The sequence below is a fragment of the Pseudomonas sp. R28(2017) genome, from assembly GCF_002112505.1.
GTDB lineage: Bacteria > Pseudomonadota > Gammaproteobacteria > Pseudomonadales > Pseudomonadaceae > Aquipseudomonas.
In genome coordinates this window covers 550995-563692 of sequence record NZ_NEHW01000002.1, presented here as the reverse complement: position 1 = coordinate 563692, position 12698 = coordinate 550995, and the positions used below count along the sequence as shown (strand labels likewise).

Here is a 12698-nt window from a genome sequence, read left to right as displayed (position 1 = left end):
AGAGGCCGGTACAGGCTTACGCTCGCGGCATCAGGTCATAGGGATGCTTCCATCCCGGCACTGCCTGGATCCGTTGCTTCCAAGCTTCGATATGACTGAACTGAGCCAGCACGATCCCGGTGTCCTCCGGCATGAACACATACCCCGCCAGCGACAGGTCGGCGATGGTCAGCCGCTCGCCCACCATGTACGGCGTTTTCGCCAGGTGCGCATCGACTATCCGGTACGCCGCCGTGGCGCGCTCGCGCAGGAAGCCGGTCACTTCTGTCTCGCCGGTCTTCTTAAGGCACAGCAGGAACCGCAGCGCCGCGTAGTAGCTGGTGAACTTGTGGTTGTCGAACAGCATCCAGCGCCAGATCTCGCGCTTCTCGTGGTCGTCGCGCGGGCCGAACTGGCGGGTGCGCTCGGCCAGGTACTCGAGAATCAGAGCCGACTGGGTGAGCCGCTGCCCGGCATGCTCCAGCACGGGCACCTCGCCCTGCTCGTTGACCTCGTCGCGCCATTGCGGGTCGCGGGTCTGGCCGTTGAAGAAATCGACGAACACCGGTTGCCAGTTCTGGCCGGTGAGTTCGAGCATCAGCGCAACCTTGTAGGCGTTACCGGATTCAGCAAAGCAATGCAGCGTGTATTCGGACATGAGGTGACCTTCAGTTTCCTTTGAATGATCGGCAGGCCCACGCGGGGCTAACACAGACTACACAAAAGTATGCTTAGATGCGCCGATCAACCTGCCAGGAAGGCCCGTAATGCCCTACCCCACGCTGCCCCGTACCCTGTCCACGCCGCGCACGATGTTGGTCCGCCCTGCCCCGGCTTTTGCCCAGCAGCTGCAACAGGCCCTGATCGACAGCTACCCCCTGCACCAACCCTTTCTGGCCTGGGCCAAGCCTGACTGGACCTTGAATGAAGTGCGCGACAGCCTGCAGCTGAGCGCCGAGGAGTTCCTCGACCCGGCCAAGGAAAAGCGCTATTTCGTGCTGGCCCCAGGCAGCGGCGAGGTGATCGGCTGCATCGGCCTGCGCCCCCGCAATGACGAGTACGAAGTGGGCTATTGGGTCAACCGTGCAAGCAGTGGCCAGGGCCTGATGCGCGAGGCGCTGACCTGCCTGCTGGATGCCGTGGATGCCCCGGTGTGGCTGACCACCGACATCGACAACCACGCCAGCCAGCGCCTGGCCGAACGTGCCGGGTTCGTGGCGACTGGCAGCCTGCTGACCGAAATCGACCCAAGTACCCCACGGCCGCTGTACCGCCGCCGCCCCCCTGGAAGCAGCTGAGCCCGAACATCCCACCACCCGTCCCTCCCGTTATATGCCCGCCGTAAACCCCGATGCGATAGTGGAGAAAACAACACGGATAAAATCCCATGTACAGAAACACCTCTACCCCCGCGGACGACAACGGTTGCGGCTGGTTCCACCTCAGCCCCGAGCGCCAGCCACGCGCCGCGCACCGGGGGCGGAGCGAGGCGCGCTGGGTGGTGCTCGGCGCGGGCTTCACCGGCCTTGCGGCTGCGCGACAACTGGCGCTTCACCACCCTGACGACGAGATCATCCTGGTCGAGGCCCAGGAGGTCGGCTTTGGCGCATCAGGGCGCAACTCCGGCTTTGCCATCGACCTGCCCCACGACATCGGCGCCCCCGACTACATCGGCGACCTGGCCACGGCGCGGATGAACCTCAAGCTCAACCTGCGCGCCCAATCGATCCTGCGCGGGCTGATCAACCAGCACGGCATCGACTGCCAGATCCGCCCGGACGGCAAGTACCAGGCCGCGGTCGAAGACAAGGGCCTGGCGGTGCTCGAGGCCTACCGCAGCGGCCTCGACAAGCTCGGCCAGCCCTATGAAATGATCGACACCCGCGACCTGCCCGAGCACTTCGGCACCGCCTTCTACCGCAAGGCGCTGTACACCCCCGGCACCCAGCTGCTGCAGCCGGCCGCGCTGGCCAAGGGCCTGGCCGAAAGCCTGCCGGGCAATGTCACGCTGTACGAAGGCACCACCATCACCCGCCTGGAACAGGGCCGGCGCATCACCCTCAAGCATGCCCACGGCGAGATCGTCGCCGACCAGCTGCTGCTGACCAACAATGCCTTCGCCTCGTACTTCGGTTTCCTGCCGGGCCGGCTGCTGCCGATCTTCACCTATGCCAGCATGACCCGCGCACTGACCGAAGACGAGCAGGCGCGCCTGGGCGGCAAGGCCACCTGGGGCATCATCCCCGCCGACCCGTTCGGCAGCACCCTGCGGCGCACCCCGGACCAGCGCCTGCTGGTGCGCAACAGCTTCAGCTTCAACGCCAACGGCCGTGCCCAGCAGCGCTACCTGGACCGTGCCGGGCGCCAGCACCGCGCGTCGTTCGAGCGGCGCTTCCCGATGCTCTCGGGCCTGCCGTTCGAATTCACCTGGGGCGGCTCCATGTGCCTGTCGCGCAACCACCTGTCGCACTTCGGCACCCTGGCGCCGAACGTGCACGCGGCGCTGTGCTGCAACGGCCTGGGCATCACCCGTGGCACCGCCACCGGCACCCTGCTGGCCGACTGGCTGAGCGGCGAGCGCGACGAGCTGATCGACTTCCTGCTCGGCTCCGACGGGCCCAACCGCAACCCGCCGGAACCGCTGCTGAGCGTGGGGGTCAACCTGAACCTGCACTGGGGCCAGCGCCGCGCAGGCATGGAAAGCTGATAAGGAGGCAACATGCATAGCCTGGGTATTCTCGGGGTCGGCGAGCTGACCGAAAAAGTCGTGGTCGGCCTGCGCCGCAGTGGGTTCAAGGGCACGCTGTACTTGTCGCCGCGCAACGCTCGGCGCGCCGAAGCGCTGGCGGCCGAGTACGGTTGCAAGGTGTTGCCGAGCAACCAGGCCGTGGTCGACCAGGCTGACCTGGTGATCCTCGGCGTGCGCCCGGAGTCGCTGGCGCAACTGGCGGGCGAGGTGCGCCTGCGCCCCGGCCAGCGCCTGGTATCGCTGGCCGCCGGGGTCAGCCTGGCGCTGCTGGCCACGGCCTTCCCCGGCGCCCATTGCGTGCGGGTGATGTTGTCGTATGCGGCGCAGTACAACCAGTCCACCGTGGTGGTGTGCCCGGCCGATGCGCTGACCGAACAGCACCTGGGGCCCTTGGGCAACCTGGTGGTGGTGCAGGATGAACCGGCATTCGAGCTGGCCACGGTGGCGGCGTGCATGAATGGCTGGTTCTACTTCCTGTTGCATGACCTGCAGCAGTGGCTGATCGACAAGGGCCTGCCGGCGGCTGAGGCGCGGGCATTGGTGCTGGGCAACCTGCAAGATTGCGTGACCAGTGCGCAGCACCAGCCGGAGTACACCTTGAAGGCCCTGGGGCAGGCGATTGCCACGCCCGGGACTTTTACTGCCGATGGTCTGGCGGTGTTGATGCATCAACCGGTGAGTGCCAACTGGGGGGCGGCTTGCGAGGTGGTGCTGGATGCCTTGCTGACCCGCTCGGGGTTGGCTGGGCGATAGGCGTTTCCTGCTCCGGCCTCTTCGCGGGCAAGCCCGCTGCCACAGGGGGCGCACATGCCCTGTGGGAGCGGGCTTGCCCGCGAAGAGGCCAGCAGCCTTCATGCATATCTAGAGCTGCCGATACACCCGCGCCGTGTCCTCTTCAAAGTGCTTTAGCTCTTCTTGGCGCCGGGCCTCAGACCAGCCCATCGCCGCTGCCGCACGGTGTGACAACTGCTCCACCCGCTCACGCCCCAGGTCCGGGTCGAGCCCCCACGGCAAACGCCGGCGCACCAGGTCCACCAACCGCACCACATGCTCGCGACCGATGATGCGGGCGATGTCCTCGCCATCGATGCGCTCGCGCTCGATCATGCCCTTGGGCGCCTTGCCCCGCTTGCCCAGCCGCGCCTCGACGCCACGGGCGATCACCCGCGCGGCATGGCGGTGGAGCATGATGGTCGAGCCGGTCAGGGTCAGCAGGTCGGGCTTGCCGGCCGCCTCGCTCAGACGCACCGGCAGGTAGGTGCTGCGGCCATCCAGGGTTGAAGTCGGGCGCACCCCGCACCAACAGTGCTGCACGTCGGCGCGGCTCAGCTGCAGGTCGGGAAACAGGTGATTGGCCTCGGCGAGGATGTAGTCGATTTCGCCGTCCTCGACGCGCACGGTGTCCGGGTCGTCGGTGAAGTGCGACTCGGTCGGGCCGATGAAGTGGAACTCACGCCAGGGGAACACGTAGTACGGCTCGCCCTTGCTGGAGAACGCCTCCAGGCCCTGGCCGCGATAGGCCTCGGGCAGCCGCACCATGACGTTGACGCCCTTGATGCCGAGCACCCTGGGGCCACGATCGGCAGCGCCTGCCACACGGTCGACCCAGGGCCCGGCGGCGTTGATCACCACCTTGGCAGTCACCTGCGCCTGGCCGAGGGCTTCGGGGGCCTGCTCGTCCAGGGTCAAGCGCCACTGGCCTTCGCCGCGCTGCAACTGGCTGACGCGGGTATAGGTGCGCACCGCCGCCCCTCGCCATTGCGCATCCAGCGCGGTATCGACGCAGATGCGCTCGGGCCAGGCGTACATGTATTCCTCGAACACCCCCACACCACGCAGCGCCCCACCCAGGCCGGCGGCCATGGCACTGTCGCCGGCCGCCTGCTGCGCCGACTGGCGACGGTAGGCCAGCGGTACCTTCCAGCCACCGAGCGCCTCGACCAGGCGAAAGCCCATGTCCACCAGCCACGGCGGGTAGCGGTCGCCCTTGCGGAAAGGGTAGTGGAAACGGTGCTTGGTCAGGTGCCCGGGCATGTCCTTGACCAACTCGGCGCGGCAGCGCATCACCTCGCGGGTATAGCGCAGGCGTTGCCACATGTCGAACGGGCGGAACGGGATCTGCCACAGCGGGTAGCGCGCGGCCAGGTAGCCCAGGCCCGAGTAGAGCATGCGGCTGGAGCGCGACGAAGTGCCGGCACCGATGTCGCCACGGTCGACCAGCAGGGTGCGGAAGTTGCGCGCGGCCAGTTGCCGGGCGGCGGCGCAGCCGACCGCACCGGCGCCGATGACCACCACGTCGTAGTGGTCGCCGTCGAGGGATTCCAAGGGGGGACGGGTCATGAGTCAGTTTCCGGATTCTTGTGCTTGTTCTGGGAGATCTTCGTTGCCTTGTTCGCGGGCTTGCCCGCTCCCACAGGTACTGCACCGGCTTCTGGGCTGCGGCAATCCTGTGGGAGCGGGCAAGCCCGCGAAGAGGCCTGCAAGGCAACAACAAGCCTTGCCTGCCAGCCCACCATAGAAAAGCCCGCACCCTCCCCTCTAGAACATCCAGGACAACTTGCATAAGCCCTGGGCTGGGCGTGCCAGCGCATCCCATGACTCGTCCCAGCCGTTATATGGAGCCCCGCAAAGCCGGTGCCATAGTGCCGCGACGCTGACGCGTGAATAACAACAAGAGGTAAGTTGAATGACCACATCCAAACGCTCTGTCGAAGATGCCCCGCTTAACGCCTTCCACCGCAAGCTGACCGTCTATTCCGCAGGCGGCCCGTTCCTCGATGGCTATGTGCTGAGCATCATCGGCGTGGCCATGCTGCAGATCACCAACGCGTTGCAGCTGTCGGCCTTCTGGGAAGGCCTGATTGCCGCTTCGGCGCTGATCGGCGTGTTCCTTGGCGGCTTTCTCGGCGGCTGGTTCACCGACAAGTACGGGCGCAAGGTGCTGTACCTGGTGGACCTGATCGCCATCGTCGGTTTCTCGGTGGCACAGTTCTGGGTCGAGTCGGCGTGGGCGCTGTTCGCCTGGCGCTTGCTGATCGGGATTGCGGTCGGTGCCGACTACCCGATCGCCACCTCGCTGCTGGCCGAGTTCCTGCCACGCAAACAGCGCGGGCCATTGCTCGCCGCCATGGTGCTGATGTGGTTCGCCGGCGCCGCCGTGGCCTACGTGGTGGGCGAGTTGCTGCTGCGCGTGGGCGGTGACGACGGCTGGCGCTGGGTATTGGCCAGCGCCCTGGTGCCGGGTGCATTGTTCCTGATCGCCCGCAGCGGCACGCCGGAATCGCCGCGCTGGTTGCTGAGCAAGGGCCGTACTGCCGAGGCCGATGCAGTGATCAAGAAGGTCTACGGCCCCAGCTACTCGATTGCCGACCTGCCCGAGCAGAGCAGCGGCAAACCGGTATCGCTGTGGTCGCTGTTCCACTCCGGCTACGGCAAGCGCATGGCCTTCGTCACGCTGTTCTGGACCTGCGCCATCGTGCCGCTGTTCGCCATCTATGCCTTCGCCCCGAAGGTGCTGCAGGCGCTGAAGCTGACCGGCGACTGGGCCGCCTATGGCTCGATCGCCATCACCTTCCTGTTCACCCTCGGCTGCCTGCTGGCGACCTTGCTGATCAACCGCCTGGGCCGGCGCAAGATGCTGATCCACAGCTTCCTCTGGTCGGGTATGTCGCTGGTGCTGCTGGGCGTGTTCCCGGACGCTTCGCCAACCACCGTGCTGGTGCTGTTCGGCGCCTACGCGGTGCTGATCGGCGGTGCCCAGGTGCTGGAATACGTGTACCCCAACGAACTGTTCCCTACCGAGATCCGCGCCTCTGCCGTGGGCCTGGCCACGTCGCTGTCGCGCATCGGCGCCGCCGTGGGCACCTACCTGGTACCGATCTCCCTGGCCAGTTACGGCGTGGCCAACACCATGTTCGCCGCCGCCCTGATCTCGCTGTTCGGCGCGCTGATCTCCTGGTGGCTGGCCCCCGAAACCAGCAAGCTCGACCTGCAGCAGGCCGCCGCCTTGGGTGGGCAAGCCGCAGCTGCTTCGCCAACTTACAAAACCGTCGCTCGTAAAGCCTGAAGGAACCCGTCATGAGCCAAGTCCTTACCGTAGTCCGCAATGCCCCTGCCTCGTTGCTGGGCGAACCGGCCCCTGCCCGCCTGCCGATCGGCGAACCGATCGCCCATGCCGCCTCCGCCCAGGACCAGACCGATGAAGCGGTCGGCGCCAGCATCGGCGTGTGGGAAAGCAGCCCGGGCGTGTTCCGCCGCTTCCTCAAGAACCGCGAGTTCAGCCATATCATCAGCGGCAGCTGCACCTTCACCCCCGACGGCGGCGAGCCGGTCGAGCTGCGTGCCGGCGATGCCGTACTGTTCCCGGAAAACTGCGAAGGCGTGTGGCACATCCACGAAACCCTGCGCAAGACCTACGTGCTGTTCTGAGGAGCCGGCAGATGATCGAACGGATCAACCCGGGCCCACGGGCCAGCCAGATGGTGCTGGTGGACGGGCGCATCGAAACCTCGGGGATCGTTGCGCGGGAAGCAGGCGATATCGCTGCGCAGACGCGTTGCGTGCTGGCGCAGCTGGAGCAGTGGCTGGCGCAGGTCGGGGCTGGCAAGCAGCACCTTACACGCATGCAGATCTGGCTGGCCGACATGGGCGAGTTTGCGGCGATGAACGAGGTGTATGACGCCTGGGTCGGCAAGCAGCCACCGGTGCGGGCTTGCGTGGGAGCTGCGTTGGCGGCGCCTGAGTACAGGATCGAGATTCAGGCCTTTGGGCAGCTTTGAGATTGTCGGGGCCGCTTTGCGGCCCATTCGCGGGCAAGCCCGCTCCCACAGGGGATCGCGTATCCCTGTGGGAGCGGGCTTGCCCGCGAATAGGCCCTTGAACGTAGTTACAAATCAGGGTCCAAGCCTACTTTGTCACCATGCCAGTCGAAGCGCTCCACTTCGTGACGGCGCTTGCGGAAGCTGTAGGGCGTCTCGCCATACTGCTTGCGGAACCACAGGATGAAGTGCGATGCATCGGAAAACCCGCACGCCAAGGCGATGGTGGTGATGTTCTGGCTGGTGTTCACCAGCAGGCGCCGCGCGTGATCCAGGCGCAGCTTGCGCCAGTAGTTGGCCGGTGGCTCCTGGGTGTTGGCGACGAACTCGCGGTGCAACTGCCGTGGGTGGGTACCCACCGCCTCGGCCACTGCCTTGAGCGTCATCGACGCATCCAGGTTGGCGCGCATGAAGGCGATCGCCCGCTGCACCCGGTCGTTCTGGTACACGCTGTCGCTGGCAGCCTTGTCGCTTTCTGCTTCGGCCCGCTCATCCACCAGCAGGTATTCCAGGCCCTTCTGCGCCCGCACCGCACCGCAGTGGCGGCGGATCAGGTTGGCCGCCAGGTCGATGGCGGTGCCGCCCGGGCAGGTGATGATGCCGCGGTCATCGACGTAGCTCTTGTCGATGACCATGGTCGATAGCGGAAAACGCTCGCGGAACTCGTCGCGCAGGGTGAAATGCACCGCGCAACGGCGGCCGTCGAGCAGGCCGGCCTTGCCCAGCACGAACGACGCCGAGCACAGGGCGATGATCGGGATGTTCGCCGCATGCACGTCACGCAGCGCATCCAGCAGCCAGGCCGGCGGGTTGCGGGTTTCGCCGAGCAGGCCGCCGGCCAGCACGATGTAGTCGTACTGGGCGAACAGGTTGAGCGCTTTGGTCGGCGAAATCGGCATGCCACAGCTGGCGGCGATCGGCTGGTCGTCGAGGGTCATCCAGTCCCACTGGCAGTAGACCTGCTGGCTGCGGAACGACTTGTCGGCGGCAAAGCGCAGCGAATCCACCAGGCCGGCGACGGGTACCAGGGTGAACTGGTTGAGCAGCACGAAACCGACACGCAGTTCAGGCTTGATCTGCGTGGCCGGGTCCGTCATCTGCGGGGTTTGTACTTGTTCTTGGGCAACCATGGACATCGGCCTCATGACCTGCTGATTAGCGCCATTGTAGGGCGCACCTGGCGTCCGGCATATCATATGCCGCACGACAAATAGTAAGTCCATGACAAAACGCGCCGGCGTTCTATCAATTGTCATGACTGTAATATCGGGCCACTGGTCGCGCTGAGCATCATGTCGTCACAACAACATGCTCAGAGGCACCCCTCATGTACCGTGGATTCTGGTATGCCCAGGCGCTGGACCTGGACAGTGACCTGGCCCCTGCCCTGCAGGACTCGATTCAAGCCGACGTGTGTATCGTCGGCGGTGGCTTCCTTGGCCTGTGGTCGGCCATCCGCCTGAAGCAGGCACATCCCGAAAAGACCATCGTCATCGTCGAACGCGACCGCTGCGGCTCCGGCGCCAGCGGGCGCAACGGCGGCATCGCCACCAACTGGTGGGGCAAGTACCTGTCGGTGCGCACCATCTGCGGCGACGTCGAGGCGCGGCGCATCTGCGAGGCGGCAGAATCGGCGATCGACGAGATCGGCAGCTTCTGCCAGGAGCACGGCATCGATGCCCAGTACCGCAAGGACGGCTGGCTGTGGACCGCGACCAACCAGCGGCAGATGAACTCCTGGCGGGTGCTCACTGACGGCCTGCAGAAACTCGACGTCAACCCGTTCCAGGAGATGGACCGCGAAGCCATCCGCAGCCGCGTCGGCTCGCCGCTGGTGCTGGGTGGCATCTTCGACCCCAACGCCGCCACCGTGCAGCCGGCCATGCTCGCCCGTGGCCTGCGCCGGGTGGCGCTGAAGCTGGGGGTGAAGATCTTCGAGAAATCGCCGTTCACCCACCTGGTCCGCGGCAAGCAGCCGGTGGTGCACACCGCCAAGGGCCATGTGAAGGCCAACCATGTGGTGCTGGCGCTCAACGCCTGGGGCGCGCAATTCCCCGAGCTGCGCCGGATGATCGCGATCATGTCCAGCGACATGGTGGCCACCGCCCCGGTCAAGGCCAAGCTCGACGCCATCGGCTTCAGCCGTGGCGAGTGCATGACCGACTCGCGCACCGTGCTCAACTACTGGCGCAACACCCCGGACGGCCGCGTGGTGTTCGGCAAGCCGCTGGGCCAGTTCGCCTATGCCGGGCGCATCGGCAACCTCTATGAAAAGCCCTCGCCGGCCGCCGACAAGGTTGCCGCCGAACTGCGCCGCCTGTACCCGCAGCTCGAAGACGTGCCGGTGGTCAGCAGCTGGACCGGCCCGATCGACCGGGCCATGAAGGGCCTGCCCAACTTCGGCTACCTCGACCACCACCAGACGGTGAGCTACGGCATCGGCTTCTCGGGCAACGGCGTGGCCACCACCGTGTTCGCCAGCCGCATCATCAAGTCGCTGGCCAACCATGCCAACGACGAGTGGGCCAACTGCGGCCTGGTCAACCAGAAGATGAAGCTGCTGCCGCCAGAGCCTTTCCGTTTCTTCGGCGCACACATGGTGCGTGATGCCCTGGTGCGCAAGGAGTCGCTGGAAGACCACGACCAGGACGCCGGTTTCGTCACCCGCCAACTGGTCAGCATGGCCCCGGCCGGCTATGTGCCGGCGCAGAAAAAATAAGGAACACCGCATGCGCGAACATATCGTCCTGCTCGACGACGAGGGCCTGGCGCCCTCCACCCGGCTCAAGCGCCCGGACTGCGAACACACCTGGCAGCAGTTTGCCTACACCCACCCGGAGCAGATGCTCGAGCACCTGAAGGATGCCACCATCGCCTTCACCTGCAGCGTGCCGCTGCGTGAAGAGCACCTGCGCCAGCTGCCGAAGCTGAAGATGATTTCGCTGGCCCTGACCGGCCGCGACATCGTCGATGTCGACTACTGCGATGCCCATGGCATCGAAGTGGCCAGCGTACCGGGCTACGCCGCCAACACCGTGGCCGAACACAGCCTGGCGATGATCCTCGAGCTGTTCCGCCGCCCGGCCGCGTTTACCCGGTTGATGCGCCAGGTGCATGCCGGCGAGGCCGAATACAAGAACATCTACTTCGACCACCGCATCCGCGATGTGCGTGGCAAGCAGCTGGCGATCATCGGCAGCGGCCCGATTGCCGTGCGCCTGGCCGAGCTGGCGCGGGCATTGGGCATGCAGGTGCTGTTCGAGGACCGTGGCGGCAAGCGCCGTGGTGCCGACTGCCGGCCGTTGGCCGAGCTGCTGCGCAGCTGCGACGTGCTGTCGATCAACTGCCCGCTGACCCCCGAAACCTACAACCTGATCGACGCTGGCCGGCTGGCCCTGATGAAGCCGGATGCCATCGTGGTCAACACCGGCCGTGGCGGTGTGGTCAATGAAGCGGCATTGATCGATGCCCTGCAACACGGGCGCTTGGGCGGCGTGGCCCTGGATGTGGTGGAAGTCGAACCACTGCACCCGAGCAACCCGCTGTTCCAGCTGATCGACCGCGACGACTTCCTGCTCAACCCGCACATCGCCTGGAGCAGCGAAGACGCCATGCAGCAGCTGATGGACAGCGCCGTGGACAACATCAGCGACTTCGTCGCCCGCCAAAACGCCAGCAAAAGGATCCGTAGCGCATGACCCCTGTGACCAAGAGCAGTTACGTCGACGGCGCCTTCGTTGCGCTGGACAGCGGCAGCGACGTGCTGGAAAACCGTAACCCGTCCAACCCCGGCGACGTGATCGAGCGCTTCGTGCGCGCCGACCAGGCGCTGACCGAACAGGCCCTGGCCGCCGCCCGCCGCGCCGCACCCGGCTGGGCGCGCAGCAACCCGCAGCAACGCGCCGATGCACTGGACTTCATCGGCAGCGAGATCCTTGCCCGCCGCCAGGAACTGGCCACCCTGCTGGCCCGCGAGGAAGGCAAGATCGTCCGCGAGGCCCTCGGTGAAGTGGACCGCGCCGGGCGTTCGTTCAAGTTCTACGCCCAGGAGGCGCTGCGCGCCGAGGGCGAGAAATACCAGTCGGTGCGCCAGGACGTGGGCATCGATGTGTTCACCCAGCCGCTGGGCGTGATTGGCATCATTGCACCGTGGAACTTCCCGATCGCCATCCCGGCCTGGAAGATCGCCCCGGCGCTGTGCTTCGGCAACTGCGTGGTGTTCAAGCCCGCCGAGCTGGTGCCCTCCTCGGCCTGGGCGCTGGCCGAGATCATCTCCCGGGCCGGGCTGCCGGCGGGCGTGTTCAACCTGTTGATCGGGCCTGGGCGCAGCGTCGGCGACACGATCATCCGCTCGCCGCTGATCGATGGCATCAGCTTCACCGGCTCGGAACAGACCGGCCGGCAGATTGCCCGCCTGGCAGCAGAAGGCATGAAGAAAGTGCAGCTGGAAATGGGCGGCAAGAACCCGTTGATCGTGCTCGACGACGCCGACCTTGAACAGGCGGTGGAGGTGGCGTTGAACGGTTCGTTCTTCAGCACCGGGCAACGTTGCACGGCGAGTTCGCGGGTGATCGTTACCGAGGGCATCCACGATGCCTTCGTCGCACGCCTGGCCGAACGCACCCGCGCGCTGAAGGTGGGCGATGCGTTGCAGGCCGGTACCGACATCGGCCCGGTGGTCGATGGCCGCCAGCTGGAACAGAACCTGGCGTACGTGGCCAGTGGCCGTGAACAAGGGGCGAAGCTGGTGTGTGGGGGCGAGGTGGTGGAGAACGCCGCAGGGGCGTATCTGTTCACCCCGGCGCTGTTCACCGAGGTGACCGCGGACATGCGTATCTACCGCGAGGAAATCTTCGGGCCGGTGCTGAGCGTATTCAAGGTGCGTGACTACGACGAAGCCTTTGCCGCTGCCGAGGACACGGCGTTCGGCTTGTCGGCAGGGATCGTCACCACCTCGCTGCGCCATGCCGAACACTTCAAGCGCAACAGCTCGGCCGGCATGGTGATGGTCAACCTGCCGACGGCGGGGGTGGATTATCACGTGCCGTTTGGCGGCAATGGCGCTTCGAGCCTGGGGTCGCGGGAGCAAGGGACCCACGCGCGACAGTTCTTTACCCGGGTGAAGACTACCTATCAACTGGCCTGACAGGGCC

At 66.0% G+C, this 12698-nt stretch carries 12 protein-coding genes; 9 read left to right on the top strand and 3 right to left on the bottom strand.

Annotated features, from left to right (window positions below):
- Nucleotides 1-16: 16 nt before the first annotated feature.
- Nucleotides 17-637, bottom strand: coding sequence for a glutathione S-transferase family protein (locus CAF78_RS05415; RefSeq protein WP_085679028.1), 621 nt, complete (start codon nt 635-637; stop codon nt 17-19).
- Nucleotides 638-746: 109 nt separating this feature from the next.
- Here CAF78_RS05415 and CAF78_RS05410 point away from each other — a divergent pair, with 109 nt between their 5' ends.
- The 3 genes from CAF78_RS05410 (at nt 747) to CAF78_RS05400 (ending at nt 3481) form a co-directional block, all read left to right on the top strand.
- Nucleotides 747-1277, top strand: a complete 531-nt coding sequence (locus CAF78_RS05410) for a GNAT family N-acetyltransferase (protein WP_085679031.1) — start codon at nt 747-749, stop codon at nt 1275-1277.
- 89 nt (nt 1278-1366) lie between these two features.
- On the top strand, nt 1367-2686 hold the full coding sequence (locus tag CAF78_RS05405) for an FAD-binding oxidoreductase (RefSeq protein WP_085679033.1): 1320 nt from the start codon (nt 1367-1369) through the stop codon (nt 2684-2686).
- Between the two features lie 12 nt (nt 2687-2698).
- On the top strand, nt 2699-3481 hold the full coding sequence (locus tag CAF78_RS05400) for an NAD(P)-binding domain-containing protein (RefSeq protein ID WP_085679036.1): 783 nt from the start codon (nt 2699-2701) through the stop codon (nt 3479-3481).
- 108 nt (nt 3482-3589) lie between these two features.
- Here the strand turns inward: CAF78_RS05400 and CAF78_RS05395 are convergent, their stop codons facing one another.
- Entirely contained in the window at nt 3590-5068 is a 1479-nt protein-coding gene (locus CAF78_RS05395) for an FAD-dependent oxidoreductase (protein WP_085679039.1), read from the bottom strand.
- Between the two features lie 346 nt (nt 5069-5414).
- Between CAF78_RS05395 and CAF78_RS05390 the strand changes: the two genes are divergently transcribed.
- The 3 genes from CAF78_RS05390 to CAF78_RS05380 are packed head-to-tail and all read left to right on the top strand — an operon-like array spanning nt 5415 to nt 7506.
- Nucleotides 5415-6794, top strand: coding sequence for an MFS transporter (locus CAF78_RS05390; RefSeq protein ID WP_085679042.1), 1380 nt, complete (start codon nt 5415-5417; stop codon nt 6792-6794).
- A gap of 11 nt (nt 6795-6805) precedes the next feature.
- Nucleotides 6806-7156: a cupin domain-containing protein gene (locus CAF78_RS05385; RefSeq protein ID WP_085679045.1), complete on the top strand. Its 351-nt coding sequence runs from the start codon at nt 6806-6808 to the stop codon at nt 7154-7156.
- An 11-nt stretch (nt 7157-7167) separates the two neighbouring features.
- Complete coding sequence (locus CAF78_RS05380; protein ID WP_085679048.1) at nt 7168-7506, top strand: RidA family protein; 339 nt, start codon at nt 7168-7170, stop codon at nt 7504-7506.
- A 107-nt stretch (nt 7507-7613) separates the two neighbouring features.
- Here CAF78_RS05380 and CAF78_RS05375 read toward each other — a convergent pair whose 3' ends face one another.
- The gene (locus tag CAF78_RS05375) at nt 7614-8675 is read right to left on the bottom strand and encodes a GlxA family transcriptional regulator (protein WP_085679051.1); all 1062 of its coding nucleotides are present in this window, start codon (nt 8673-8675) and stop codon (nt 7614-7616) included.
- A gap of 197 nt (nt 8676-8872) precedes the next feature.
- Here CAF78_RS05375 and CAF78_RS05370 point away from each other — a divergent pair, with 197 nt between their 5' ends.
- From CAF78_RS05370 to CAF78_RS05360, 3 genes are read left to right on the top strand one after another with little or no spacing between them, the layout of a single operon-like run.
- The gene (locus CAF78_RS05370; RefSeq protein ID WP_085679054.1) at nt 8873-10264 is read left to right on the top strand and encodes an FAD-binding oxidoreductase; all 1392 of its coding nucleotides are present in this window, start codon (nt 8873-8875) and stop codon (nt 10262-10264) included.
- A gap of 10 nt (nt 10265-10274) precedes the next feature.
- Nucleotides 10275-11243, top strand: coding sequence for an NAD(P)-dependent oxidoreductase (locus tag CAF78_RS05365; RefSeq protein WP_085679057.1), 969 nt, complete (start codon nt 10275-10277; stop codon nt 11241-11243).
- On the top strand, nt 11240-12691 hold the full coding sequence (locus CAF78_RS05360; protein ID WP_085679060.1) for an aldehyde dehydrogenase family protein: 1452 nt from the start codon (nt 11240-11242) through the stop codon (nt 12689-12691). The genes CAF78_RS05365 and CAF78_RS05360 overlap by 4 nt, the downstream gene beginning before the upstream one ends.
- Nucleotides 12692-12698 lie beyond the last annotated feature (7 nt).